Origin of the sequence: Xenorhabdus kozodoii, assembly GCF_002632875.1 — a bacterium.
In the GTDB taxonomy this organism is placed as follows: domain Bacteria; phylum Pseudomonadota; class Gammaproteobacteria; order Enterobacterales; family Enterobacteriaceae; genus Xenorhabdus; species Xenorhabdus kozodoii.
In genome coordinates, this window is sequence record NZ_NJCX01000005.1 from 13,835 (window position 1) to 40,584 (window position 26,750).

29 protein-coding genes are annotated in these 26,750 nt (G+C 47.8%); 5 read left to right on the forward strand and 24 right to left on the reverse strand.

All coding sequences use genetic code 11. The features are described 5' to 3' along the window. Positions 1–82: 82 nt before the first annotated feature. On the forward strand, positions 83–703 hold the full coding sequence (locus Xkoz_RS04180; protein WP_099140904.1) for a phage repressor protein CI: 621 nt from the start codon (positions 83–85) through the stop codon (positions 701–703). A gap of 63 nt (positions 704–766) precedes the next feature. Here the strand turns inward: Xkoz_RS04180 and Xkoz_RS04185 are convergent, their stop codons facing one another. After that, positions 767–1,315 (reverse strand): GNAT family N-acetyltransferase, encoded by a 549-nt coding sequence (locus Xkoz_RS04185; RefSeq protein ID WP_099140905.1) that lies wholly within the window; start codon positions 1,313–1,315, stop codon positions 767–769. Positions 1,316–1,410: 95 nt separating this feature from the next. Next, positions 1,411–2,115 carry a bactofilin family protein gene (locus Xkoz_RS04190; protein ID WP_244183390.1) on the reverse strand — a complete coding sequence of 235 codons (705 nt, stop codon included), beginning with the start codon at positions 2,113–2,115 and terminating at the stop codon, positions 1,411–1,413. A gap of 873 nt (positions 2,116–2,988) precedes the next feature. Here Xkoz_RS04190 and Xkoz_RS04195 point away from each other — a divergent pair. Then, complete coding sequence (locus Xkoz_RS04195; RefSeq protein WP_099140907.1) at positions 2,989–3,804, forward strand: helix-turn-helix transcriptional regulator; 816 nt, start codon at positions 2,989–2,991, stop codon at positions 3,802–3,804. Positions 3,805–4,144: 340 nt separating this feature from the next. Here Xkoz_RS04195 and Xkoz_RS04200 read toward each other — a convergent pair whose 3' ends face one another. Continuing rightward, the gene (locus tag Xkoz_RS04200) at positions 4,145–4,825 is read right to left on the reverse strand and encodes an epoxyqueuosine reductase QueH (RefSeq protein ID WP_099140908.1); all 681 of its coding nucleotides are present in this window, start codon (positions 4,823–4,825) and stop codon (positions 4,145–4,147) included. Positions 4,826–4,943: 118 nt separating this feature from the next. After that, positions 4,944–5,693 carry an SDR family oxidoreductase gene (locus tag Xkoz_RS04205; protein WP_099140909.1) on the reverse strand — a complete coding sequence of 250 codons (750 nt, stop codon included), beginning with the start codon at positions 5,691–5,693 and terminating at the stop codon, positions 4,944–4,946. A 355-nt stretch (positions 5,694–6,048) separates the two neighbouring features. On the opposite strand from Xkoz_RS04205, the gene Xkoz_RS04210 reads away from it, so the two are divergent. From Xkoz_RS04210 to Xkoz_RS04220, 3 genes are all read left to right on the forward strand, one after another. Continuing rightward, a complete protein-coding gene (locus Xkoz_RS04210; RefSeq protein WP_099140910.1) occupies positions 6,049–7,656 on the forward strand; it encodes an AMP-binding protein in 1,608 nt (535 codons plus the stop codon). Positions 7,657–7,698: 42 nt separating this feature from the next. Next, entirely contained in the window at positions 7,699–8,097 is a 399-nt protein-coding gene (locus tag Xkoz_RS04215) for a hypothetical protein (RefSeq protein WP_099140911.1), read from the forward strand. Positions 8,098–8,497: 400 nt separating this feature from the next. Beyond that, complete coding sequence (locus Xkoz_RS04220) at positions 8,498–9,250, forward strand: Thoeris anti-defense Tad2 family protein (protein WP_099140912.1); 753 nt, start codon at positions 8,498–8,500, stop codon at positions 9,248–9,250. A gap of 113 nt (positions 9,251–9,363) precedes the next feature. Here Xkoz_RS04220 and cobT read toward each other — a convergent pair whose 3' ends face one another. Genes cobT through Xkoz_RS04320 form a run of 20 tightly spaced genes read right to left on the reverse strand, consistent with a single transcriptional unit; the run spans position 9,364 to position 26,235 of the window. Next, the gene (gene cobT, locus Xkoz_RS04225) at positions 9,364–10,443 is read right to left on the reverse strand and encodes a nicotinate-nucleotide--dimethylbenzimidazole phosphoribosyltransferase (protein ID WP_099140913.1); all 1,080 of its coding nucleotides are present in this window, start codon (positions 10,441–10,443) and stop codon (positions 9,364–9,366) included. A gap of 10 nt (positions 10,444–10,453) precedes the next feature. Further along, the gene (gene cobS, locus Xkoz_RS04230) at positions 10,454–11,212 is read right to left on the reverse strand and encodes an adenosylcobinamide-GDP ribazoletransferase (RefSeq protein ID WP_099140914.1); all 759 of its coding nucleotides are present in this window, start codon (positions 11,210–11,212) and stop codon (positions 10,454–10,456) included. Further along, positions 11,209–11,754 carry a bifunctional adenosylcobinamide kinase/adenosylcobinamide-phosphate guanylyltransferase gene (gene cobU, locus Xkoz_RS04235; RefSeq protein WP_099140915.1) on the reverse strand — a complete coding sequence of 182 codons (546 nt, stop codon included), beginning with the start codon at positions 11,752–11,754 and terminating at the stop codon, positions 11,209–11,211. The genes cobS and cobU overlap by 4 nt, the downstream gene beginning before the upstream one ends. Next, positions 11,751–13,301: a cobyric acid synthase gene (locus Xkoz_RS04240; RefSeq protein WP_099140916.1), complete on the reverse strand. Its 1,551-nt coding sequence runs from the start codon at positions 13,299–13,301 to the stop codon at positions 11,751–11,753. Before Xkoz_RS04240 ends, cobU begins: the two co-directional genes overlap by 4 nt. After that, a complete protein-coding gene (locus tag Xkoz_RS04245) occupies positions 13,298–14,155 on the reverse strand; it encodes an ATP-binding cassette domain-containing protein (RefSeq protein ID WP_099141116.1) in 858 nt (285 codons plus the stop codon). Before Xkoz_RS04245 ends, Xkoz_RS04240 begins: the two co-directional genes overlap by 4 nt. A 54-nt stretch (positions 14,156–14,209) precedes the next feature. Further along, on the reverse strand, positions 14,210–14,887 hold the full coding sequence (locus tag Xkoz_RS04250) for an energy-coupling factor ABC transporter transmembrane protein (RefSeq protein ID WP_099140917.1): 678 nt from the start codon (positions 14,885–14,887) through the stop codon (positions 14,210–14,212). Continuing rightward, positions 14,871–15,155, reverse strand: coding sequence for an energy-coupling factor ABC transporter substrate-binding protein (locus Xkoz_RS04255; protein WP_099140918.1), 285 nt, complete (start codon positions 15,153–15,155; stop codon positions 14,871–14,873). The genes Xkoz_RS04250 and Xkoz_RS04255 overlap by 17 nt, the downstream gene beginning before the upstream one ends. A 12-nt stretch (positions 15,156–15,167) precedes the next feature. Further along, positions 15,168–15,911: a cobalt ECF transporter S component CbiM gene (gene cbiM, locus Xkoz_RS04260; protein ID WP_099140919.1), complete on the reverse strand. Its 744-nt coding sequence runs from the start codon at positions 15,909–15,911 to the stop codon at positions 15,168–15,170. A gap of 3 nt (positions 15,912–15,914) precedes the next feature. After that, positions 15,915–16,673 carry a cobalt-factor II C(20)-methyltransferase gene (locus Xkoz_RS04265; protein WP_099140920.1) on the reverse strand — a complete coding sequence of 253 codons (759 nt, stop codon included), beginning with the start codon at positions 16,671–16,673 and terminating at the stop codon, positions 15,915–15,917. Beyond that, the gene (gene cbiK, locus Xkoz_RS04270) at positions 16,670–17,461 is read right to left on the reverse strand and encodes a sirohydrochlorin cobaltochelatase (RefSeq protein ID WP_099140921.1); all 792 of its coding nucleotides are present in this window, start codon (positions 17,459–17,461) and stop codon (positions 16,670–16,672) included. Before cbiK ends, Xkoz_RS04265 begins: the two co-directional genes overlap by 4 nt. A gap of 19 nt (positions 17,462–17,480) precedes the next feature. Beyond that, on the reverse strand, positions 17,481–18,266 hold the full coding sequence (locus Xkoz_RS04275) for a cobalt-precorrin-6A reductase (protein WP_099140922.1): 786 nt from the start codon (positions 18,264–18,266) through the stop codon (positions 17,481–17,483). After that, positions 18,263–18,988 (reverse strand): precorrin-3B C(17)-methyltransferase, encoded by a 726-nt coding sequence (locus Xkoz_RS04280; protein WP_099140923.1) that lies wholly within the window; start codon positions 18,986–18,988, stop codon positions 18,263–18,265. The genes Xkoz_RS04275 and Xkoz_RS04280 overlap by 4 nt, the downstream gene beginning before the upstream one ends. Further along, complete coding sequence (gene cbiG, locus Xkoz_RS04285; RefSeq protein WP_099140924.1) at positions 18,982–20,112, reverse strand: cobalt-precorrin 5A hydrolase; 1,131 nt, start codon at positions 20,110–20,112, stop codon at positions 18,982–18,984. The genes Xkoz_RS04280 and cbiG overlap by 7 nt, the downstream gene beginning before the upstream one ends. After that, positions 20,093–20,884 (reverse strand): cobalt-precorrin-4 methyltransferase, encoded by a 792-nt coding sequence (locus tag Xkoz_RS04290; RefSeq protein WP_099140925.1) that lies wholly within the window; start codon positions 20,882–20,884, stop codon positions 20,093–20,095. The genes cbiG and Xkoz_RS04290 overlap by 20 nt, the downstream gene beginning before the upstream one ends. Then, positions 20,881–21,459 (reverse strand): decarboxylating cobalt-precorrin-6B (C(15))-methyltransferase, encoded by a 579-nt coding sequence (locus Xkoz_RS04295; RefSeq protein WP_099140926.1) that lies wholly within the window; start codon positions 21,457–21,459, stop codon positions 20,881–20,883. Before Xkoz_RS04295 ends, Xkoz_RS04290 begins: the two co-directional genes overlap by 4 nt. Beyond that, positions 21,449–22,084, reverse strand: coding sequence for a cobalt-precorrin-7 (C(5))-methyltransferase (locus Xkoz_RS04300; RefSeq protein ID WP_099140927.1), 636 nt, complete (start codon positions 22,082–22,084; stop codon positions 21,449–21,451). The genes Xkoz_RS04295 and Xkoz_RS04300 overlap by 11 nt, the downstream gene beginning before the upstream one ends. Next, positions 22,081–23,244 (reverse strand): cobalt-precorrin-5B (C(1))-methyltransferase CbiD, encoded by a 1,164-nt coding sequence (gene cbiD, locus Xkoz_RS04305; RefSeq protein WP_099140928.1) that lies wholly within the window; start codon positions 23,242–23,244, stop codon positions 22,081–22,083. Before cbiD ends, Xkoz_RS04300 begins: the two co-directional genes overlap by 4 nt. After that, positions 23,237–23,878, reverse strand: coding sequence for a cobalt-precorrin-8 methylmutase (locus Xkoz_RS04310; protein ID WP_099140929.1), 642 nt, complete (start codon positions 23,876–23,878; stop codon positions 23,237–23,239). The genes cbiD and Xkoz_RS04310 overlap by 8 nt, the downstream gene beginning before the upstream one ends. A 12-nt stretch (positions 23,879–23,890) precedes the next feature. Further along, complete coding sequence (gene cbiB, locus Xkoz_RS04315; protein ID WP_099140930.1) at positions 23,891–24,850, reverse strand: adenosylcobinamide-phosphate synthase CbiB; 960 nt, start codon at positions 24,848–24,850, stop codon at positions 23,891–23,893. Continuing rightward, positions 24,847–26,235 carry a cobyrinic acid a,c-diamide synthase CobB gene (locus Xkoz_RS04320; RefSeq protein ID WP_099141117.1) on the reverse strand — a complete coding sequence of 463 codons (1,389 nt, stop codon included), beginning with the start codon at positions 26,233–26,235 and terminating at the stop codon, positions 24,847–24,849. The genes cbiB and Xkoz_RS04320 overlap by 4 nt, the downstream gene beginning before the upstream one ends. Positions 26,236–26,750: the final 515 nt, after the last annotated feature.

The following is a 26,750-nucleotide window of genomic DNA, read 5'->3' on the forward strand; positions in this document are numbered from 1 at the left end:
TTCAGCTTAACCAATTCGGACTCACTCAAGATCTCATATTGAGAACTTTGTGGGATACTAATAGCTCTTATCTGTACTGTCAATGAAAAATACCAATATTGAGATCAAAATGGGGGCGGATAGTGGGGGAAGACCTGCTATTGAACGCCTTGTCCGAGCGTATGGATTTAAATCGCGCCAGGCCCTAAGTGACCATTTGGGCGTATCCAAAAGCACGATGGCTAACCGCTACCTTCGTGATAGTTTTCCAGCGGATTGGATCATCCAGTGTAATCTCGAAACTGGCGCTTCACTGCTGTGGTTGAGCACAGGCCAGGGAGAAATGTTTCCAGATGGAGAAAGCGGTAAAAAAACGGAACGGTTGGAAGATATTATTGCCCCATCCATCTCTCGTGTAAAATTATCGGGCGGTAAGCTCAATGAGGCCAGCCCGGTGATTTTGGATAACGAATTGATTTCCAAGGAACTCAAAAATCCGCTGGTTGTTGATGATAGCGCCTCATGGTATCTGCTGGATACCCAGGAAGATAATATTCAAGATGGCTTATGGCTGGTGGATATTGAAGGGATGCACAGTGTTAAAAAGATTGCCAAAATCCCAATCAGCAAAATTAGAGTCAGTGATAGCGACGTCACTTTTGATTGCGCAATCAGTGATATCAAATTCATCGGCCGCGTTGCTCTGGTCATATCCAGGCAATAGCATAAGAAGTTACCATCAAGGTTATCTATCCATCAGGATAACCTTGATGACATTCAGGCATTCTCACGCAAAATCTGAACGACACAGCCGATACAGGACATGTTCCCTCAATGGATGATTTTCTTTCAAGCCTGGGTGCATAAAGGTTTTTTCATCCCTGACCATGCCCAATTTTTTCATAACGTTCTCTGAGCGGTAATTGGACGCTGTGGTAAAAGCGACAACTTCTTCCAGCCCGATTTCCGTAAATGCAAAGCCAAGAATGCTACGGGCGGCTTCACAAGCATAGCCTTGCCCCCAAAATGGCTTATCCAGCCGCCAACCTATTTCAACAACAGGCGAGAATGGAAATTCGATATTCGGGATATTCAGCCCTACAAAGCCCATAAATTGACCACTCTGTTTTAATTCAACCGCCCATAATCCCCAACCGCCCTGCTTTTCAAACTTGTGAATACAATTATCGATAAAAGTATCACTCTGCGCTTTAGTCAGTCTGTTAGGAAAAAATTCCATCACTGCTGGATTGCGGCTCAGGTGAAAAAAAGGTTCCCTGTCTTCTGTTTTCCAGCCACGAAGCGTCAATCTTGCTGTTTCCAATTCGACAACCATAACGTCTCCTTGTAACCCTGAAATATCAGGTTATAAAAATAAAACGGCCGGAAAATCATACCCATTTCCCGGCCGTTTTATTTTATCAGCAATTTTTAAGCGTGGCTTTTTGCTTTTGGTTTCTCTGCTTGATTATCTTTAATGGGAACAACACGTTCCATTTCTGATTTTTTCTTATTTTCAACCTGTTCAGATTGACCAAAAAACAGCCCGCCACGTCGGATTGACATACTACCGCAACGGCTAATGCCCCGTAACTCGCCATGCTCAAGGATGTCCAATGTTTCCGCACAGCACGTACCTTCAACATGGCCATCAATGATAATTTCAGGCGCATTTAACTCACCTTCCACTTTACCGGCATGCATAATCCGGATGGCACCGCCTTTTACGCGAATATTACCGATCACTTTACCCCAGATCTGGATATCCCCTTCCATTTCGATATCACCCTTAAATACAGAGTTTTTTGCGACGATGGTATTGGGACGGATCTCGGCTTCCGGTAGTTTTTTTTCTTCAGGCTTGATGCCAATAACAGGGGTTGCCGATCTGGCAACAGTTGTCTCGGTGTTTTTTTTTCCAAACATAGCGTTTATTCTCAATTTAATTTTCATAAAGTAAAACACTAAGGCTAAAAAAGATAAAATTGCTGTTATGGTGCAACTAAAATGAGCGCCATACAGATACAGTCCCAATGCAATTCCCCAAAGGAGCCATACACTGCATAAAAAAGCGTTATCTGAAAAACGATACTTTTTCATATTATTCTCATTTCTTGGTTTTTTCTTATATTTCATCAGCAAATATATCTGTGAATATGCCCTAGCAGGTAATAGAAACAGCTTGCGTCAGCAGATCCTAGCATTGTACAAGTATAAAAAACAATCTACGAAGCTATAACAGAGGTATTTATAGCTTTATTACACGGATAAAGCCTCTGCCAGAGTTCAATCTTCTGGTTTTCCCTTGAATTATCTCATATTTATTAAATAATAAAACCAATTAAAGATAAATTTAATTGCCTGTTTTTAATATAAATAAAACAAATAAATTAATAATTACTTAACAATTAATGCAAAACATTAATAAACAAGCACCCTACCAGAGCCATAAAGCCACTTGCGATCATTTGTTACACAATAGTTTAAATAGTTCAGCCAATAGATATATCAATAAGATATCAACATTAGAGGTCACTTCCTTATTCCTCGCGCAACAAGGAAAAAGAAACCGATATCACTATACCAGTCGCCTTTCAAGATGCGTCTTATATCTCCCCGCGGCGCGGGGAGATATAAATACTCACATTGGCTTGCAATCTACAATTTGAAGTTGGACTGTTATATACCAATCTAACTTCAAGATGCGTGTGATTTCTCCCCGCTTTGCGGGGAGAAATCAGGTTTCATATCGTGTTGTAAATTGCAACTTGAAGTTTAATGCGTATATATTTATCAATATTTTGATAATGTAAACCACAACAAAAATATTGTGATTAAAAAATCAAACTCGCATTGCCATTAATAATTACAAGCATAAAAAATTACACTTAAACCTAACACAAATATTTATTTAGTTATATAATACCAACGCTCATTCAATAATAAAATAACACACCACGCACTCATCAGAAAATGATCACTTACAATAGGGAAGGTTAGGGATATTAAATGAAAAGGATGACGGACTTAAATCAAAAGAATATTTGTACTATCCAATTAACGATGCCTGATTTCAATACGCTGGAGCATAAACAACGGGGATTATATATTTTACTTGATGGCGAAATGGTGTGGAAAGATTGCATAAACACGTATCATATCAAATCAAATGAGATCCTTTTTACCCATCCCGGAAACTATGCTGCCAAAACGAATACACCAAGTTGCCAGCTATTATGGTTGCCATTACACATGGAGTTTTTACGTCGTTTTTTACAACGTTTCGGAACATTATTAAGCAAGATAGAACGACGGGAATTTCCTGCTTACCGGTTGATTCCGTTTAACCCATTTCCCTTGTTAACGGAAAGTATTCGCGGATTGGCTAACTTGCTGGCGCATGATTCCCCTCAGGCGTTGATTCAATTAAGAGTTGAAGAGTTATTATTAATGCTTTCTTTGGGTAAACAGGGCGCGTTGTTAATGTCAATCCTGCGGAAATTAAGCAACCGTCAGGTAGAACGCCTGCAAACATTTATGGAAGCCCATTACCTCAAGGAATGGAAATTGAATGACTTTGCACGCGAGTTCGGTATGGGGCTGACTTCTTTTAAGGAACTTTTTAACAGTGTTTATGGCACCTCGCCCAAGGCTTGGATCAGTGAACAACGTATTCTTTACGCCCATCAGTTATTACTCAATAGCGAAATGAGTATTGCTGATATTTCACTGGAATCGGGTTTTTCCAGCCAATCTTATTTCACCCAAAGCTATCGCCGACGTTTTGGTTATACACCTAACCGCGCCAGATACGGCAAGGATTGATGCCCCATTTAACGACTCGCCATTAGTGCCATAAACAACCCGGTTTTTCAGTTTGATGTATGTGTTTTAGATCAAACTGAAAAGCCACAATCACGCTTCATTGACGGACAACTTCACGCTTTTCACAACAGGCAAATCTTGACTGATCGTTTTTATCGATCAATCTCCCCTTATTGATCTGTGCAACCCATTGGACGCCGGTATCTCATCTCACCTATAGTCATGGTGACTCATCACTGTTTAGGGCTAATCCGACTAAGCTCTACGAAGTCACCACCAGGGATTGTTATATTTGCCGTAACGTTAGCCTGCTTCCATGCAGGCTTTTTTTTACTGAAAATTAATGCGATTCACCCTCTTTTTTCTTGCTATCTGCACAATAAAAGACCGTGCCTAATTTAATTCTTTCACGGCCGGTAGCCAGACGATGACGGTTAGAATCCCGAAGCGAATAAATACAACCACAATATTCCTGCTGATAGAACGCTTCACGCTTACTGATTTCTATCATGCGCGCAGAGCCACCCCCTTTGCGCCAGTTATATTCCCAATACATTAAGTCAGGATAACGGGAAGCGGCGCGAACACCACACTCATTGATCTGCTGCATATTTTTCCAGCGTGAAATACCCAGTGAGCTGGTGATCACAGAGAAACCATGTTCATGGGCATAAAGCGCTGTTCGTTCGAAACGCATATCAAAACACATTGTGCAACGAATACCACGTTCAGGCTCATTTTCCATGCCTTTCGCGCGTTCAAACCAATTATCACGATCGTAATCTGCATCAATAAAAGGAATCCCCATCTGCTGCGCAAAACGAATATTTTCATCTTTACGCAATTCATATTCTTTCAGGGGATGGATATTCGGGTTATAGAAAAATATTGTGAAATCAATTCCTGATGCCAACATCGCTTCCATGACTTCCCCAGAACAGGGCGCACAACATGAATGCAGCAAGACTTTCGTGTTTCCGTTTGGCAGTGGAAGCGGTTTACGCTCGTAATTCAGTGACATAATATTTCTTACCTGATTGAGACGATAAAAAATCAGGAAGAGAATAAATCCCTCTCCCTGTGTTTATTTGATGGACATCTTACTTTTTCTACTGCCTTGCGACAATATTTGTCAATAATCAGGCTTCCGGCAATTCCGGCAAAACCTGCCCCCCATCAACCACAATCGTTTGCCCGGTAATATATTTCGCTTCATCAGAAGCCAGAAAACAGGCCGCATAACCAATATCTTCCGGCGTCCCCAAAGCCCGCATAGGTGTCATATTTTTCGCATGGCTAAGGAATTCATCACCAAATGATGTTAATCCTTCCGTCATGATCATACCGGGCATCACTGCATTAATGGTGATCCCTTGCCCCGCATATTCCAACGCTGCGCTGCGCATAAACCCTAATTGCCCGGCTTTACTGGCACCATAGTGGCTATAGCCGGGAATGCCCGTCACCTCTCCCGTTATTGATGACGTGATAACAACACGCCCATAACGCTGCTTTTCCATGACATTCAATGCCGCTTGCACCAGAAAAAATGTCCCTTTAAGGTTAACGGTATGCACTAAATCCCAATCTTCCGCAGTCATATCCTTAAGATAATGCTGTGGAAAAATGCCGGCATTGGAACACAAAATATCGAGCCTGCCATACTTTTCAACAATCTGATCAATCACGCTTTTACAGGCCGCTTGGTGAGTCACATCAAGGGGAATAAAATCAACGGCCAACTCTTTAGCTATTGCTTCACCTTTTATTTTATCCGTACCCGCAATAATGGTCACAGCCCCCGCTTGTTGCAATACCTTGGCAATTCCCTTGCCAATACCTTTGGTTCCACCTGAAATAAAAGCAATTTTTCCCGCTAAATTGAACATGATTTTTCCTTTTGTGTTAGTGGGGAGTATTGTTTATTATCCTAAATAGAATTCCCCAATCTATTTTCAATCGGTGACTTTATCAAGTTTAATAAACAAAAACTGCATATATACCAATCGCCTTTCAAGATGCGTCTTATATCTCCCCGCGTAGGGGAGATATAAACACTCTCGTTGGTTTGCAAACGGCAACTTGAAGTTAGATTGGTATAAAATAAACTCAGATTATTTGCATGTAAATTTGAAATAAAATAACCCGACCTTCAATTTACCTGACATTGCTTATTCTGCTGCCAGCGATTACTTTTAAAGTGCATAACAATTTTATTAACGATAATAATAGGGAGTGAAGAGTATGGTTCTCGATAATTCATTCTTAAATGAATATACCGGCACAGCATTATCGCCGCTTTTGTTTCTCAAAAGAGCAGTATTAAGCAATGGTAATGATATCGCCATCATTGATGGAAAACAGCGTTGGACCTGGCGCCAATATGCCAATCGTTGTGAAAGGATTGCCGTCTCTCTCCAGCAAATGGGGATGGATAAGGGAAGCGTCGTTTCAGCCCTTTTACCCAATATTCATGAATTACTTGAATTACATTTTGCCGTTCCTTTATCTGGCGGTATTCTCAATGCTTTAAGCACCCGAACAGATGCCGCCACATTAAATTTTATCTTTGAAAAATTACAGCCCAAAATATTAATTATCGATAAAAGTTATCTTTCACTATTAAATAATGTCGTTTTCAATAATCCAGTTAAGATAATTATTGTTGATGAAGAGCGTTCCGCTATTCCTCTCCCTCCGGCTGGACATGAAATGATACCTTACGAATTACTGGTCACCGAACACGCCTCAAAGGCACTGTCATTTATCCAAATTGACGAACAAGCGGCTATCAGCATCAATTCCACGTCGGGCACCAGCGGGCAACCTAAATTGGTGGTGTATTCCCATCGCGGTGCATTTTTAAATGCCATTTCCAATATCCTGGATTGGGACATGCCCAGAACCCCGATCTTTTTATGGACGCTTCCGATGTTCCACTGCAATGGCTGGTGTTTTCCGTGGACAATCGCAGCTCGCGCGGGGACACACGTTTGTATCAGGAAATTTGATGCCGAAGAAGCAATGCAACTGATGCTGGAAAATAACGTCACCCACTATTGTGGCGCCCCAATTATTCACTATTCATTAGGCAAGATAACGCAAAAAGCGGGCAAGCATTTTGGGGATCGCGTTTATGGCCTGATTGCCGGCGCCCCACCGACAGAAAGTCTATTTTCATTGCTGGATGAGGTCGGGATTAATGCGACGCATGTCTACGGGTTAACGGAAACTTACGGCCCGGTGGTGGTTTGTGAAAACAAACATGAATGGCAGGCATTATCAGGATCAGAAAAAGTTTTAAAACGTATGCGTCAGGGGATTGTTTCTAACTTACAAGGGCAGGTGGGCGTGATTGATCCCAATACCCAGTCGGACGTTCCTTTTGACGGCAAAACCATGGGTGAGGTTGCGATCCGCGGTAATATTGTGGCGGCTTATGATCCTGTGCGTCATGTGACACCGGAGGTAACCAACCCCTGGTTTTATACCGGTGATCTGGCGGTCGTCGATCCTGATGGCTATATCAAAATCATTGATAGAAAAAAAGATATCATTATTTCCGGCGGCGAAAATATTTCCAGCCTTGAACTGGAGAATGCCCTGTCCAGTTACCCCGGTGTGTTAGCGGCCGCAGTAGTGGCAAAGCCCGATCCCTACTGGGGAGAAGTTCCCCATGCCTTTATTGAACTCGACGAAAATGTCTCAATAACGGCGCAAGCGTTAGATGATTATATTTGTACCGTCATAGCACGATATAAGCGTCCCAAAGGCTATACTTTTTTAACGTTACCGCGCAATGCCAATGGTAAAGTGGTAAAAGATCAATTGAGAAAAAGAGTAACAGATTGATACCAATCACATAAAATCAATCACGGTGGAGTGAATCACCTTATGAAAATCGACACGAAAAAATATCACCTCACACCCGAAGATTATATTGTTTTAAGCTTACATGATATCGGCTGGAAAACCGTTTTATCCGGTAAAAAGAAATACGAATTTCGCCGAAAATTCAGGAGAAAACAAACCGTTGCCTTTGTTTATGTCACGACCCCCGTCAAAGCAATCAAAGGGGCAATGTTGCTCGGTGAACCTATCTCTGGAACTGCCAGACAAATTGCCGATATTGCAGAAAAAGCCATGACAGGTAATGGGAAATCTGTTTTTGATTACTTCGCCGAAAATGATTTTGGCTTAGCTATCCCGATTATAAAAGTCATCGAAACCCCAGAAATATCATTGGATTATTTACGCAAAGAACACCATTTTGTTGCCCTCAATTTTATCTAAAATTAAATAACAACCGATCCCTTTACGATAATTTAATTTCATATGCCCATCGCCTTTCAAGATGCGCCTGATATTTCCCCGCGCAGCGGGGAAATATAAATACTCTCATGGGTTTGCAACCTGCAACTTGACGTTGGATTCGTATATATCAAATAAACATGAATATCAGGTAAGGGCTGGGATAAATTTCATATTACCCACACAGTTAACTTACCTGACAATCACCATACCCTTCCTTAAATTCACAAAATTTTATAATGCACAACAATAACTTAATGCGTATTAATTTTATTTAATGCCATTTATTTGAGATAAAAAACTAACATGTGTAATATTAACTGGTTATTTAGTTGCGAAATGAAATTATCTTGAACTTTTACGAATAATAAGTGAGGGATTTATGTCTGAAAACAATAAGGCAGAAGATAAGAAATGTTCATTTTCCCCTGATCAATTCAAAGTTAAGGTTAAAACCACAGTCGAAATTGAAAATGATGTCGCCGCACCAATAGGTTCATTCCCGTGGGCAATGATCCAAGCATACTTGAATAAACTCGTGGGGCGCGGTAGTTGGCCCGCTAATGTATACCTTATCCCAAAATACGACGATGCCGGTGATATTATCTATATTCAGCAGTCAGATACCGACGGAAGCATCTCACCCTGGGTTCCTGCGCCGAAAGATATGGTCGCGTGTGATTGGGAATTACGCTGTATGTTGTCTTTTGATCTTATATTAGGATATAGCGTGTTTAATCGTAATTACAGTCAAGGTTGGGGATACCTTGCCGATGATGAGTTTAGTGATATTAATATACGCCCTTTCGGGGCGTTAACGAAATGCCAAAATCAAATCGATATTGAAAATATCTTATATTTCTATTACTTCTGTTGGGAAGAAGCTCAACACTGCACTTTATATTTGAGAGTATCCGCGAATAAAGATCATTATCAAAATGTGATAAATTTACTGAAGAAAAACCTTTACGTCCTTGTCAATGGTACAATTTATTCCCTTGGGATTGCCGCAGTTAATGACGATGGCGACAATTATAAATATACGGTCAGTTATAATAATGATGATGCACAAAAATTAGGTGCCATAATGAAACAAACCGGTGAAAAAAAGACGTTTTGCTTTAACTGGAAATAAATCCCATCTTGAATTCAAGTCCGTATTTTATAAAAAAAATTCAATATGATAGGACACTCCCTGACGCCTCGCACCGCGAAGTGTCAGGGTTCATCATAAAACTCAGTGTCTTACTATGATGAAAAAGTATTTATATGCAACTTTTTTACCTCAGGTAAGCTGATCCCACTGCTTGCCAGTTTCCCCATATGACAATACATCGAGCAGGCTGCATCAATCAGTGACATGGCAATCGCCGCACCGCTGCCTTCACCAAGGCGCAACGCTAAATGCAAGTAGGGTTGTAAATGCAAAAACTGGAGCGCCAGCGCTGCGCCTTTTTCTGCCGACATATGGGAAGGGATGCAATAATCCCGCGCGATTGGCGATATCTGACAGGCTGCCAATGCTGACGCATAAGACAAAAAGCCATCAAGGACGACCGGCACGCCACAAGCCGCCGCCCCCAGGATCACGCCAGCCATGCCGACCAACTCAAATCCGCCCACTTTTGCCAGCACATCAATCGCGTTGTTGCTATCCGGTTGGTTGATGGCAATCGCCTGCCGGACAATAGACAGTTTATGCACCAACCGTTCAGGCGGCAAATTGGCACCTAATCCAACCACATCATGGGGATCACTGCCTGTCAGCACGCTGATAACCGCGGCCGCCGCTGTCGTATTGGCAACCCCCAGCTCACCCACCCCCAATACGGTTATGCCTGCCGCAATACGCTGTTGCGCCAGTTGCGCGCTAGCCAATAACAGCATTTCAGCTTGTTCATACGCCATCGCTGCGCCTTTGGCGATATTGCCGCAGCCCCGTGCGAGTTTAAGGGTCAACATGTGTTCGATAGGATCACCATCAATGCCAATATCCACGGGCAGCACCTGTGTCCCGCTGTTTTTCGCCAGCACACAAACCCCGGTTAACCCTTTCAGGATATTGCGTGCCTGTATCGCCGTGACCGTTTTCGGTGAAATCGCCACGCCTTCGTCATAGACACCGTGATCAGCGCACATGACAATGATCTCTTTTTGCAGGTTTTGCAGTCCCAAAATACCTGGCATCCCGGCTAATTGTATCGCCAGTGCTTCAAGGCGCCCCAGACTTCCCAATGGCTTGACCAGACTGTCAATGTGCTGCGCGGCTTTGGCCATCTTTCCCCGATCCAAGGGTTGGATCGCGTCAATCAATGATTGTAGTGTCATATTTATCCAACTATTGCCAAACCATTGCCAATAAGAAAACCACTTCCCCTATCTCAATCGCCGCCCCCAGCGTATCGCCGGTTTGTCCGCCAAGACGATAATTGAAGTAGAGAGCAAGCCCATAAACCACCAACATTGACACCATCATTGCGGATAAGGTTTGCCAGTTTCCCAATACCATCACCAATACAATACCTATCAACAGGGTTAGCGCCGTTGCAGAAGGGGTTATTCGGCCAATATAGCTGCTTCCCATCCCTTCACTTTCACGGGCATCCCGTTGCGCATACATTAAAAGCACCACGGCAGTACGCCCGACAATCGATGCACAGGTCAGCAAGGCCAGCAAATAGAGGGGGGGATAATAAGATAATTCAACAACCGCTAATGTTTTAGACAGAATGCAGAAAATTAACCCGATACCACCATAAGTGCCAAGCCGGCTATCGCGCATAATTTCCAGCATTTTTTCGCGCCGGCGGGAGGAGAAAAGCCCATCGCAGGTGTCCGCCAATCCATCTAAATGTAGCCCTCCCGTCAGCAAAGCCAAAACCAACACATAACCCATCGCACCAAGATCCATCCCGCCGCCCGATTGACTGATAGCAAGGGATGCCAGGCCTGCCAGGCCACCCACAATCAGGCCAATTAATGGAAAATAAGGGACACCGCGCCAATATTGGCGAAAATCAACCCCCTCCGCCCATTTTTCGGGGATCGGAAACCGTGTCATAAACTGTAGCATGGCCCAAAAAAGGTGCAGTTTCATTTGATCTTCACTCCAATACCTGAAACCACCAGCCAGACTTCTTTCGCAGCCTGGGCTAACTTTTGGTTAACGCGTCCGGCAATATCGACAAAATGACGAGCCAACCGATTTTCGGGTGTAATGCCCATGCCCAACTCATTGGTCACCAAATACACCGGCATCGGACACATTAGGCAAGCATCAATCACGTCATCGATCTGATGGTGGATCACCACCTCCAATGATGAAAAATCCAGTTCATCGGGTGACGCCCCTCCCGATAAGTCAAGCAACACGTTAGCCATGAATGTGGTCACACACTCTAGTATAACCCCCTCTTGGGATTGGCGATGCTGGCGGATCACCGAGCCTAAATTTTGGTAGCCTTCCCAGGTGCGCCAATGTGCCGGACGTGCCTGTTTATGTCGCTCAATACGTGCCGTCATCTCGTCATCCGTCGCCTGTGCCGTTGCGATATACAATACCTGTTCACACTGTTTAGCAAGCAGACGTTCAGCGTGGGTACTCTTGCCACTGCGAGCGCCGCCGGTCACCACAATCATGGCATCACTCCACTGGGTTTGTGCTCATGCATGAATTGATAAATTCGGGCGATATCCAGATGCTCACGCATACTGGCAGCCAACTTATTGAATTGCTTCTCTTTGTGCTGGCGGTAATTGAAGGCCACATTTTCCCGTGGAACGAAGCCTTTTCTTATACGTAATTGGTTGAGGAGTGAACGGGTAAACGTGCCTTGATCAAACAAACCATGCAAGTAACTTCCCATGACCAACCCATCCTGAGAAACCGCACCATCAAACCCGATTTTTTCTTCGCCATTGTGCAAGTGCATTTTGGCAAAAGGTGTGGCTTGCTGACCCAACCGGGTGGTGCCCATGTGGATCTCATAACCCACAATCGGTTGCTCGCTGCATAATGCCAGCATACCGGATAATGCCGGCATCACGACACCCCTCACCTGTGCAGTCTGTTTTTCGCTGGCAAATTCGGTTTCCGTATCCAATAACCCTAAACCTGCCATTTGGGTTAAGCCGGATTCCACCCCATCCACAATTTGCTTGCCCAACATCTGATAACCCCCGCAGATCCCAATAATCGGCACATTTTCCTGTTGGGCGGTGAGAATGGCCTGATTAAACCCCTGGGTTTTCAGCCATGCCAAATCGCCCAAGGTATTCTTGCTGCCAGGGAGAATCACCAGATCGGCTCCCCGAAGCTCAGAGGGTTCACGGACATAACGCAAATGCACATCCGGCTGAGCCGCCAGCGCATTAAAATCCGTGAAATTGGCGATATGGGGGTATTGGATAACGGCAATATCCAGATCATCTTCGGTTTTCTGTTTCCGCTGACTATATTTCCCCACCTGCAAAGCCACGCTGTCTTCATCTTCCAGATCAAGATCCAGCCACGGCAATACCCCCAATATCGGGACTTGCGTCAAGGCTTCGATCTGGGCGATCCCGGATTGCAACAACGATACATCACCGCGAAATTTATTGATGATCACCCCTTTGATACGGGATTTTTCCTCCGGCTTAAGCAAGGCTAATGTGCCGTAGATAGCGGCAAACACACCACCACGATCAATATCTGCCACCAGAATGACTGGGGCATCCACCCATTCGGCCATTCCCATATTGACGATATCGCGATCACGCAAATTGATCTCTGCCGGACTGCCCGCGCCCTCTAAGACCATGATGTCCGTTTCTGCGGCCAATCCGTTATAGGCCATCAAAATCTGCCGGAGCAACTGGGGCTTATATTCGTGATATTCCACCGCATTCATACTGCACAGCACTTTTCCCATAAAAACCACCTGGGATTTGCGATCGCTGGTGGGTTTCAGCAATACCGGGTTCATACGCACATCCGGCGCAATCCCCGCGGCTTCCGCCTGAAATATCTGGGCCCGCCCCATCTCTTTGCCATCGGCAGTGATCCCAGAATTCAGCGCCATATTCTGTGATTTAAAGGGAGTACAGCGGTAACCATCCTGTGCAAATATCCGGCAAAACCCTGCCACCAGCACACTTTTGCCGACATCCGAGGCCGTCCCCTGGATCATCAACGATAATGTCATTCTATTTTCTCCCTTGTGTCACCGTGAGTGGTTTCAGGCTGGCCGCCTTTGTTCGGAATAAGGTTGGCAAGAGCAGAGAAAAGCGCCTGCTCGGTCTTGCACAGAGGTAATCCGGCTTCACGGTGTATTTTCACCAGCCACGGCTGCGCCAATCCCGCCTGTTCCAGTGCTGTTTTTTGCAGTAATACCGTTTCCGGTTTGCCGGCGCTAATCATCTCCCCATTTGCCAGCACATATAAACCATCACAGATTTGATAGATTAAGTCTATGTCGTGGCTGGAAATGATGATCCGTTTCCCCTCGGCCGCTATCGTGCTGATAATCGCCAACATTTGCTGGCGTCCTGCGGGATCAAGCCCTGCGGTGGGTTCATCCAGCAACAGGTAATCAAACTCCATCACCAGTGCCCCTGCAATAGCGACCCGCTTTTTCTGACCAAAACTCAAATATTGGATCGGTTTATGGCGAAAAGTATGGGCATCCACCCGTGCCAACGCATATTCGATCCTGCGCTGTATCTCAGTTTCCTCAACACCTAAGTTGCGCAAACTAAAAGCGAGATCGCTTTCGATATCGGTATAAAAAATTTGCTGGTCAGGATCTTGGAACACCGTGACAACACGCTGGCGTAAAGCCATCAGGCCATTTTTGCTGTAATCCATCGGGGCGTTATTCCACCAAACCGCCCCTTTTTGTGGACGCAAGATGCCGGAAAGATTCATCAGTAAAGTTGATTTACCACAACCATTCGCCCCGATAATGCCGGTGACCTGATAACGACTAAAATCCAGCGTTAAATTTTTCAAGACGGGTTCATCCTGATAATTGAAATACAGTGCACGCGTTTCTAACATCTTGCCCTCCCCCTGTTTTTCCGATCCAGCCAGATCGCATTCCATGTTTCACCGTCATAAATGAAAATCGCCTTGATACAACTTGAGTTCCAACGCCACACTCATTTGCTGATAACGGCTGATCACCCGTGCAAATAACATGCTGATCAACATGGCCAGCGATCGGTAACTCGTTCGCATCGTGCGATAGCCAAAGCGTAATGATTGCGCATGGTGGATCGCTATCGCTTCTTCCAGAAAAATAAAAATAAAACGCCACGTCAGCAGGATTTGTTCGATCAACAAATGGGGAACGCGGCAAAACTTAAGTAACTTGATCATCTGCTCAAAGGGCATATTTATCATGAACCAAAATGTTGCCGATAATGCAGCCAGACTGCGCCAGAGCGTTTGGTTAGCTATCTGCACCCCTTGCGGATCAATGCCAACCCCATATTGCCCAATCCGAATCCCCCACAGCAGATCCTCCGGTTGCGAACTGGCAGACAACACAATGGCAACCAGGCCAACCCCCAAAAACCCCAACGGGATCAACAACCATGTCAGGTAGCGCCGCAAACTGATCCGCAGCAGATAGCAGGTAAAAGTGGCAAGCCCAACCAACAACACCGCTTGCCATAGCGGAGAAAGTCCCATTGCCAAGGTCATAAACAGCAGATACAGGGCGAATTTCGCCCTGGGATCTTTATCTCGCCAACGGCTCTGGTAACTGAGTTTATCTATTCCGATCATGATCTTTCCGATGACGGTGATAATAACCCAGAATGTAGAAAATCACGGCAGTTCCCAGGCTGCCCTGCAAGGTAAACAACAGGCTTTCAATTTCACCGCTGGCAGGTTGATACAAGGATTCAAACCACGGCGTATAATGCGGGGCGATTTCCATGATTTGCGCTTCTGCCTGACCATCTGCCCCGCCAAACTCCCCACCGTGCTCAATAAAAAAGGGGATAATGCATAGCGCCGCAACCAGGGACAGTAATATCAATGTCTTTTTCATCTTGCACACTCCTTAGAAACTGCGAGCCTGAATGAGTTGTCTTTTCACCAGCTGGTCGTAAATCAGGACGGTCAGTAACCCCTCAGCCACGGCGATAGGTAGTTGGGTCATACAGAAAATGCCCATAAATTTGAGGATTGCCGCCCCCATCCCCAATTGTGGATCCGGGAAAGCGACACCTAACTGAATGGAAGTCACCGCATAAGTGACAATATCGGCCACAAAGGCGCAGAGAAAGACGCCGATATCTTTGCGCATTCCCATTTTGCAGGAGAAGCGCCATATCAAGTATCCGACCAATGGCCCAATCACTGCCATCGACATACCGTTAGCGCCCAGTGTCGTGATACCACCGTGTGCCAGCAATAAGGCCTGAAACAGCAGGACAATCGCGCCGAGTACCGCCACCACGGAAGGACCAAACAAAATCACCGCCAACGCCACGCCGGTTGGATGTGAACAGCTTCCGGTTACGGAAGGGATTTTCAGGGCAGAAAGAACAAAAATAAAGGCGCCACACAGTGCCAGTAAGATTTTTTGGTGACTCTCTTCCTGCACAATTTGGCGTAACCTGACTAGTCCCATCGCCAGACAAGGCAGAAAAGCCAGCCACCATGCCAGCGCCCACATGGGCGGTAAAAATCCCTCCATGACATGCATAGCAAAAACCTCTTGTGGTGCCATCACCAAAAGCAGGCCAAAAAGCAGTGCAATAATGGCACCCGATAACGAAAATTTCGTCAGTCTCTGTTGCATAACTCACCTCGATAATTGCCAGTTTTTATTCACTAGAATGGTTGAAAAATAAGACAACGCTGACTTCCACTCTTTTTCACTGAAAGGCAGTGTGGCGAGATCGCGCCAACATTGTTCAGTCGGCAAAGTGGCATCCGTCATCATCAATGCCTGTTCCAACAGATTGTGACGATGCAACAGGTCACGGATCAGGGGAAAACGCGCATAGACTTTCATCAGGACAATGCAGTCATGGTTGAGTAATGCTTGCTCTAACACGGCCTCGGCAGCGGTACAGGAAATGACGGCCAGAGTTTGATCTTCCATCGCCAGTGGCATCGCACTGGCTGCGGCAATGGCAGAAAATGAGGTGATCCCAGGCACAATCTCCAGCCACGCAGGCAAAGCCCGCGCTCCCGATACCAGCCGTTGCAAGAGAAAGACCCATGTACTAAACAGCATCGGATCGCCCAACGTGATAAAACCGACTTTCCTGCCATTAGCCACTTCATTTTTCAACGCGTGTGCCACGTCATCCCACACCGCTTTTTTGGCTGTCAGATCGGCTTTCATTAAAAAATGGTAAGTGCAAACCTCGGTTTTCGGCGCAAGGTATTCTTCAATAATGGCGTGGGCGAGACTTTGAGTCCCTTTTTTGCCCGTCGGGGTATAGATCACATCAAGCCCGGACAGAATACGCGCTGCCCGGACAGTGATCAGGTCACTGGCACCTGGACCGACGCCCATCACATACAGCTTTCCTGCATTTACTGTTTCGTTCATTCGATTGTCTCCTGATCACGCAGTGCATGGGCAAGGTGATCGATAAACATCTGCCGAATCATCGGATTCTCCCCCAATCCCTGTAATCGGGGGATCGCGACAATCCCGGCTTGCTCCAACTGTGATTTCCAGGACGTTTCTTCATTGGAAGCCATATCGTTGATGGCATGATCGCCTGCCACCAGCATCAGTGGCATCAGATAAACCTTGCGGATCTGTTGCTGTTTTAATCCCGCTATGAGCAGGGGAAGTTCGGGATAGCTTTCAACCGCCCCGACCCGCGCCGGAAAATGGTCATGGCTCATGAGGTGATCCAGGCAGGCGTAGGCAGAAAAAGCAGGGTGTGTTGTACCGTGTCCCATAAAGACGACACATTCCCCCTCTGCCAGTCGGGGAAGCTGGTGGCGCAGTGCCCGCATCAAATGCAAATAGTCATTAAAATGGCTCAGTAACGGGGCGCCCAATACCAGCCGCCGAAAACGCGGGCGGAATTTCTCAACCTCGCGCAGCACTTTTTCATATTCATCGCCATTAATGATATGCAGGCATTGGACAGCCACATCGTGGTAACCGGCGTGATACAGTCGGGTCAGGGCATCGTGGGGCGTATCGATGTGAATGCCATCGCGCTGACGCAATTTGCGAATAATCATGCCGGAGGTAAAGGCTCGAAAGCGTTTCCTGTCCGAAAAAACGGCGGCCAATTGCTGTTCACAGGCTTCAATGTTGTTTCTTAGCGTTTCGGGATAGCTGGTGCCAAAACTGATCACCAATAATGCTTTTTTCATTGCGCTTTTCCTTATTGGTCTATTGATTAACATTCGCCAATAACTGTGCCATCTCTGCCAATCCATTGGCCTGAGTGATCCCCTCACCGACAAATTGCTGCCTTGGGCGGCAGATCACGATGCAGGGCAGCCCAAGGGACAGGCAGGGTTCCACTTTCTCCTTAAAACCCCCTTGCTCGCCAGACTCTTTGGTAATGACCGCTTCCGCCCGACAAAACTGATAAAATGCCCGGTTAAAATCGGCACTGAATGGGCCTTTCAGGGCAAAAATTTGATCGACGGACAAACCACAAGACTCACACATCGCCAAAACGTCTGCGGTCGGCAATACACGCGCCAGCACGGTTTTTCCTTTCAACTGAGCGACATAATCCGCCAATTGTTTACTGCCGGTGGTCAGCAAAATACGGTTTGCTAAATTGGCGGCCACTTCACACGCCTGTTGGAGAGTTGCCACCTTGTGGATAAGGGGATGTTCAACCGCATCAATATCGCTGGGACGGAGATAACGAATGAGAGGCAGCCCCAATTTCCGGCAAGCGCTGACGATGTTTTGGCTTAGCTGCTCGGCATAAGGATGGGAGGCATCAATCACCCTTTTCGCCCCGCGTTCTTGCAGATAGTCGGCCATCTCTTCGGCTGCCATCCTGCCAATCACAATTTCACCGCGAAGCCCCGTCGCCTGCTGCGCTCCCGCCGGTGTCGCCACGGATAAGCCATAATCTATGCCGGCAATATCCATCATCACGCAAATCTGGCGGGCATCGCTCGTGCCGCCAAAAATGTGGATCAGCGGCCGTGTCATAACCTGTACCCCCTCGGTGTGATCATCTTCCCATCACGCAGGTAAGTTGACTGGTTACCCACGATCACCAGGCTGCGCATATCCACGCGGGAAAAATCCATTGCCGCAAACGTCGTCAGCCACTTATCCTCATGTTTGCGCCCTGCCGCTTTCACCACCCCGACGGGAGTTGCTGCCGATTTCCACGGCGCCATCAGGGAAAATGCCCGTGCCAGATGCCCTTCCCGTCCACGACTGCGGGGATTGTAGAAACAAACAACAAAATCAGCTTCTGCCGCGGCCTGTACCCGCTTTTCAATCACTGCCCACGGTGTGAGCAGATCGCTTAAGCTGATATGGCAAAAGTCATGCATCAACGGCGCCCCAAGCAAGGCGGCACAGGCCGTACTCGCTGTTACGCCCGCCACCAGCCGAACGTCGACATTGCGCTTTTGCTGGCTAACCAACTCCAGGATCAGGCCAGCCATGCCATAAATGCCCGCATCACCGCTACACACGACCGCCACATTTTTGCCCTGTTCAGCGAGTTCAATCGCCGTCTGGCAACGTTCAATCTCTTTGCACATGCCGGTTTTGATAATTTCTTTATCGCCCACCAAGGGCTTCACCAAATGGGTATAGGTTTTATAACCCACCACGATGTCAGCCGCTTTCAAGGCAGCAATCGCTTCTTGCGTCATCATGGCTTCGCTGCCGGGACCAATTCCAATGACCGTTAACATGGATGCAATACTCCTAATGTGATGGTGACGCCCTGCTCACGCAGGGTATGACCAACCAAATGCCCTTGGCTCATTAGCCAGGCCACCGGTTGGGAAACACAGCCTACGCCCACCGTTTTTCGGACAAATTCAGAGGCCGGGAACGCCTGTTCACATTGGGCGAGCTGATTAACAGAGAAAATTTGGAATGGGATTTGCCGCTCTTGTGCCAATCGGGTTAACGCTGGCTCGTTTTTTTTCAATTCGATGCTGCCGATCGCCCTTAGCGCCAAAGGTTCAAGGTTGTGCTCTGCCAGATGGCGATCCAATAATGCGGCCAGCCGTTCAGCTTCCACCCCACGCCGGCATCCGATACCGGCCACGATACGGCGGGGAACCAATTTAAACGTGGGGATGGTCAGCACCGGATGGGTTCGCTCATAACTGACGTATACCAGGGCATCCAGTTCAGGCAGTGCCGCCAAGGTATCGACGGGAAGGAATCCACGGGTGTCATAGCGATCTTTTTCATCCTTCAAGTTGGGGTGCCACCCAATCCCCACTCGCTTGCCATTGACCAGCATTTGATTGACGGTTTTCACGTTGTCCCGGAAATTGTCCATTTTTCCATCCAGTTGTTGGGACAGCAGATCCAGAGCCGAGAGCTGGTTAACGTCGGTTGCCGTGGTGATCACCGCCTGACCGTCGAGAATATCGGCGATCCGTTGTGCCAGCTTATTCGCGCCGCCCATATGCCCCGACAATAGGCTGATGGCAAACTGCCCTTTTTCATCCAGCACGACCACCGCCGGATCGGTCATTTTGTCCTTGAGCAGAGGCGCGATAACCCGAATAGCGATCCCTGTCGCGCCAATCATGATCAACGCACGGTATTGCGTGAAGACCTTGCGTACCGTATTGGCAAAGCTCCCTTCAAACGCCATCACCCCGCTATCGGCCTCCTTAAATTCACTTTCCAGCAATTCAGGGGAAGCGAAACAATCCATCGCCAAATGGGCGCGCAGACGACGAGCCAATGCCATGCCCCCTTCGGTCAGGCAAAACAAGGCATATTCTTTGTTCGGCGTTATTGCGTTCGGTAGTATCGTGCTGGGTAACACCGCGTCAGACGCTACGGTATTCATGGCTGAACCTCGCATCGTACAATTTCGAGAAGTGATACGCTTCCCCCAGAAAAGCGCCGACCAAGATCAGTGCCGTCTTCCGAATACCGGCGCTGCGTACCTGTTCAGCAATCGTCGCCAGGGTTCCCCGCACCTTCTGGCAATCTGGCCAGGTTGCCTTGTAAACCACGGCAACCGGGGTTTCCGGCGTATAGCCCCCCTGAACCAAACGCGTAACAACCTCCGCGATATTCTGTACCGAAAGGAAGATGGCCATTGACGTTTGGTGGGCAGCGAAAGCCTCCAGCGTTTCCCGTGGCGGCATCGGCGTTCTGCCTTCCATACGGGTGATAATCAAACTTTGCGCAATTTCAGGTACGGTGTACTCCACCCCCAACTGCGCGGCGGCGCCAAGAAACGAACTCACTCCGGGCACAGAGACAAAACCAATCCCGTGATTGGCCAGTGCTTCAACCTGTTCACGCAGGGAGCCAAACAGCGACAAATCACCCGTTTGCAGGCGAACCACTAACTTGCCCGCTTGTACGCCACTCACCATCAATTCCGTGATTTCCGCCAACGTCAGTCTTGCGCTGTCATGGCATTGCGCATCGGCACGACAATAGTCCAGCAATTCCCGATTAATCAGTGAACCGGCATAAATGACGACCTGAGCCTGGCGTAATAATTGGTAGCCTTTCAGGGTGATCAGGCTCTTGTCCCCCGGTCCCGCCCCCACAAACCACACTTTTTCAGGATCAAAACTGCCGTTATCTGTCTGTTCAACATTCATGAGTGCTCCTCTTGTCCAACATCTTTCTGGCAGGACAACAAATAAGTGGGATTGTTGGGTTTGAAATAATGTCCTTGCCCTAATGCCACCAGCTTTCCCACCTGGATTTCACGTCCATCAAGCGCTGTCACCCGACAGGATTTCAGGTGCGACAATGCTTGGGTGAAATTTTCCAACAGGATGAACGTCATCACTAAACGCCCACCTGAATTCAGGTGCCGCAACGCCCAATCAATGAGCGCAGTCAGATACCCGCCGGTTCCGCCAATGAAAATGGCATCTGCGGTGTTATCCAATGGCATCGGGGCAGTACCCGACTGGATACGGATCTGATGGCAACCAAAATGCCGACTATTTTCCGCCAGCAATGACAAGGCCTCTTCCTTACGCTCAATGGCGAGGATGTCCAAGGCCGGATAGCGCAATGCCGCTTCAATACTGACGCTGCCAGTCCCCGCACCCACATCGATAAAACGGCAGGCTTTTTCCAGCTCCAGACGCGCCAATACCAGCGCCCTCACCACTTCTTTGGTCATTGGGATGCGATGACCGCGCAAAAACAGTTCATCTTTCATTGAGGATCACCACGACATTCAGGCCATAATGACTATCGCCACGTTGCACAACCTGTTCCGCGTTCAAACAGATAATTTGCTCATGTTCCTGAGATAAATTTTCACCAATGACCATGCGGCGCCGTTGCCCCCGTGCCACAATTTCTTGCGCAATCTGGTAAGGGCCAATCACCTCATCCGTTACCATGGCAATTTTTTCGTGTTGAAGTAGCCACCCAAAATCGGGCCGGCGCCCGTGGCTGCTGGTGAGGTAAATGTCGTTCATATCGAGCAAAATCCGGGCACACAAATATTGGATCGAACTGATGCCAGAGATAATGCGGATATTTTGTTTTCCCCCCCCAGCGCACAATCCAGAAAAGTGCTCAGTAATCCGCTTGCCGATGCCATAAAAGAGGGGATCACCCGAAGCCAGCACAACAATTTGCCGCGGCTGGTTCTGTTCAAGCCACTGCATCAAGCCCGCCATGTCCGCATTCAATCGACGGGTTTCACCACGGAAATGGGGGAATTCGGCGAGATGGCGCGTTCCTCCGACCAACACTTCCGCTTGCCTGATCGCAGCCAACGCAGCCAAGGTTTGGTTTGCAGCGGCACCGGGGCCAATACCCACAACCGTGATCATCGGCAACCCTCCATAAAATCCTGCACTATCTCGCCCACAGGCCGATTGCAGCCCAGGATCTGGTTATCAAAGGAGAATAAAATGGCATCACACTGCGGCCGGCCGTTAGCGAAACGCAGCATTTGGTCAATACGTTCGCAGATTTTCTGGGCAATTTGCGGGTACACGCCCTGCCAGCCCTGTTCTGCAATTAACTCAATAGCCGCTTCGGTGGTATCACACTGGTCTACGGCCTGGATCAGTTCGAAAGGAGCGCCCATCAAGGCCAGATTGGCGATCAATGTTTCCATCCGGCCATCAGCGATATGGCTGTGGGTATGAAAAATGCCGGCGGCGATTTTCACCAATTTACCGACATGCCCGACCAACACCACATGGCGGAACGCCAAACGCACCGCTTCTTGCAACATATAGCCGACGAAATTACTCATGGTGACGACATAAACCGCATCAATACCCAATTGCTGGCTGACAAAACGCTCACCGTGATTGCCCGGCACAAAAATAATGCGATCCAATCCATTAGCACGCTTGGCTTCCAATTCCAGCGCCAGAGAGCGCTTCCAGCTCTCTTCCGACATCGGCGTGACAATGCCTGTCGTACCGATAATCGAAATGCCCCCCTTGATACCCAATCTGTCGTTATAGGTTCGCTTCGCCCGCTCTTCGCCTTCAGGGGCAAAGATGACAATATCGGCACCACGGTGTGGGCCAATCACCTCCCGCACCGCTTCTTCAAGGGTGTGCCGCGGGGTTTTATTGATGGCCGCCCAGCCAATCGGTAAACCCACCCCGACGCGCGTTACCCGGCCAATGCCTTCACCGCCATCCAGCGTGATCACGCCGCTGTCATTCAGGGAGACACGGGCAAAAATCAACATGCCGTGGGTTGCATCGACATCATCGCCACCATCTTTGCGGATGGCGGCAACTGCCTGCTGGCCTTCAACCAAAGGACGTTCAACAGGCAATATCAGGCTGACGCCAGAAGGGGTGGTAATCGAAACCTGATGAATAATCTGCTGCCGCAAGATCATCAATGCCGCCACTCTGGCCGCGGCGGTAGCACAAGATCCGGTGGTGTAACCCTTGCGATACTGCTTTCCCCGATGCCAAACCGTCCCCAGGCCACTGGCTTCTATCTCATTGATCTCATTCATGCTTGACCTCCGGCATCCGATACAAAATGGCGTTGATAATGGCGGCGGCAATATTGCTGCCCCCCTTGCGCCCTTTTGCGGCAATGCAACTTAATCCGCTCTTGATCAAGGCATTTTTGGATTCCTCTGCCCCCACAAACCCGACGGGTACACCCACGACGGCAATCGGGGCAACTTGATGCTCCATCAAACGAAACAGGGCTGTCGGGGCATTGCCAAAGACAAAAATCTTCTTTCCCGGCTCTTGCAGAGCCAGATCAACGGCGGCCATTGAACGGGTAATTTGCTGGGCGTTTGCCATTTGAATAGTGCGGGGATCGCTGACATAACAACGACATTCACTGCCGTATTGCGCCAAGCGCGTTTTATTGATGCCAGATAGCGCCATTGTCGTATCGGTATATAAGGTACAGCCCTGCAAGATACCGTCTCGAATCTGGTGCAAGACCGCGGGGGAAAAATAGAGAATATCCAGCCAGTCAAAATCCGCCGTGGTATGGATCACCCGTTTGATCACCGCTTCTTGATCCGCATCCCCAAAACGGTAATCAGGGCGCGATGTGGCAATGAGCCGGTTGATGATGTCAAAGCTATTTTTTTCAATCTGCTGGGGTTGCCGAATGTAATTGTTCATGTTGTTTCCCTCTTATCCCGTCACACGGATCAGGCTATGCAGCAGCGCAAACAACAAGAGCGCCATCACGGATGCCACCATCATTATTTGGACAGCGAGCGGAATATCGTCAGGCGTGACTTCGCGCCTTGCATCACCCATCCACGGCTTCTCGACACGCTGGTTAAAATACACACTCGCCCCACCAAGACGGATACCCAATGCCCCTGCCATCGCTGCTTCCGGCCAACCACTATTGGGGCTACTGTGTTGATAGCGGTCACGCCAGCCAATGCGCAGTGCCTGACGAAAATCCAACCCTTGCCATTTCGCGGCCAGTGCCAGCAAAAGCCAGCCCAAACGCGCCGGCAGCCAATTCGCCACATCATCCATCCGCGCTGAAAACATCCCCAGCGCCCGATAACGGGGGGTCTTATAGCCCACCATTGAATCGAGGGTATTGATGGCCTTATAGGCCATCGCCAGTGGGGCACCTCCCAGCATCAAGAAGAATAACGGGGCTATCACGCCATCCACGCTGTTTTCTGCCACGGTTTCAATCGCGGCACGGCTGATTTGTGGCGCTTGTAATTGGGCGGTATCCCGCCCGACAATGTTGCCAAGCTGCTCACGGCTGGCGTCCAAATCCCCCTGATGCAATGCCTGATAAACTGCATTTGCCGCATCACCCAAGCCTCGCCCTGCCAGCACGGTATAAATCAGCCAAATTTCAACCAGACACCCCAACCAGAACGCCACCGCATAGGCCAATCGCAAAACCCAAAAGCTCGCCAGCCAGACGCCGCCCACGACCGCCAGCCACAACAGGACACCGCCCCATTTCAGGCCGGTTTCAGTTTGGCTAATCCGGCGGATAAGCCGCTCAGTTTGGTTGATAAACCGCCCTATCCAGCGCACCGGATGCGGCCAATGAGGCGGATCACCCCATTTCATATCCAGAAGAAAAGCCGCAAACCAGAGTAAGACCGTCATAACCGCCTCCGTGCCATCATCAGCCAGCGCTGGAGTAAATGGGGGCGTTGGGCAAAATGAATATGCAGATAACTCGCCAGGGTATTGCCATTCTGGTAACCGCCCAGCCAGCTTTTTTGCGTTTTTTTGAATGTTCCTGTTGCCCCTTTGACGCACTGAAAAACCGGCGTCTGGGTCGTCATAAAATCTGAATAATGAAACTCATGCCCGCGCAATGTTTCGCCTTTGGCAACCAAAGGCGTATCACACATCGCCGTCGCTTCGCAGTAACCAAAGCGTTGCAGGTGATCTCCCATTTGGCTTTCACCCGCAATCAATCCCACCATGTTATGCCGCACGCCATCGGCATCAATCAGGGCATCGCCGAGATACATCAAGCCACCGCATTCCGCATAAATGGGAATGCCTTTTTGCTGCGCCCGATGAAGTTCTGCATGCATAGCGCCATTAGAAGATAACGTTTGGGCATAAATTTCAGGGTATCCTCCCCCCAGATAGATCATCTGGCATGCCGGTAACTGGTGATCATGCAAGGGGCTGAAACGTTTGATGGTTACACCGGCTTTTTCCAATAACAGCAGGTTATCGGGGTAATAAAAGTGGAATGCCTCATCTTCTGCCAGCGCCAGCGTCAAACCTTGCCCCATAGTGGGGTCAATCAGGGAATCGATATCGCCTTTTGGCAAGGCAGATAGCTGGGTTAATGCCAGCAACTGATCTAAATCGACTGAGGCTTCGACCTGCTGGGCCAGGCCAGACCAGCATGCTTCACGCTGGCTAACGTGTTCTTGCGCCGGGATCAACCCAAGGTGGCGGGATGGAAGGCTAACCTCTGGCATAACCGGGAGCCGCCCCAAAACAGGAATACCGCAATAACCTTCGATCGCCTGTTTCAGTAACTGGAAATGGCTATCCCGATTGACGCGATTAATAAGCACACCCACGATATTGACGGCCGGATCAAATTGCTGAAATCCCATGACCGTCGCTGCAATCGATGTAGAAACCGCCTTACCCTCCACCAATAAAACCACCGGACAACCAAGCTGCTTTGCCATCGCCGCACTGCTGCAATCGTTGGGATCTGTACCATAGCCATCATATAACCCCATCACCCCTTCAATAACGGCGATATCTTGATCAGTCATGGCCTGGTTAAACAAACCATTCAGGATGGATTCAGGGAGCATAAACGCATCAAGATTACGCGAAGCGACTCCCGTGACAGCACGGTGCCAGCCACCATCCAGATAATCCGGTCCGATTTTAAATGGCTGTACCCGCAGTGAACGGTTCATCAAGGCTCGCATGATGCCCAGCGCAACGGTGGTCTTACCACAACCGCTGCCTGTACCTGCAATGACAAAAGCATATTTCTGTCGCATGTGATTACCCCAAAACATTTAAATCCTGTATTGGTTTTATACCCGTCGTCTTTCAAGATGCGTCTTATATCTCCCCGCGACGCGAGGAGATATGAACACTCTCATTGGCTTGCAAACGGCAACTTAAAATTGGATTGGTATACAATGGGTATTAATTTTAAATTGGTATTCGTTTTAAACCTGCATTTATATTAGAACCTGAAATTCACATTCTCATTCATTGATATTTATCAAATAAAAGGTTTTTAGTGCATAACTGAAAGAACAATTAATATTCCACAAATAACACCACCATCAATAATAACAAAAAACTAATTTCGTATAAAAACAAAACAGTGAAATGCATTTATTTTCAAAATACACATTTTTTATCTTTATAAAAACCGCCTTTATGACTTTTGTGATCTTGTTCATGATTATTGTTTTTTGAAATTATTTTTGTTTTAAATAAAATAAAAATTAATACACCACCATAAGAACAACAATCAAACATCAATACATAATTAATTGAATTT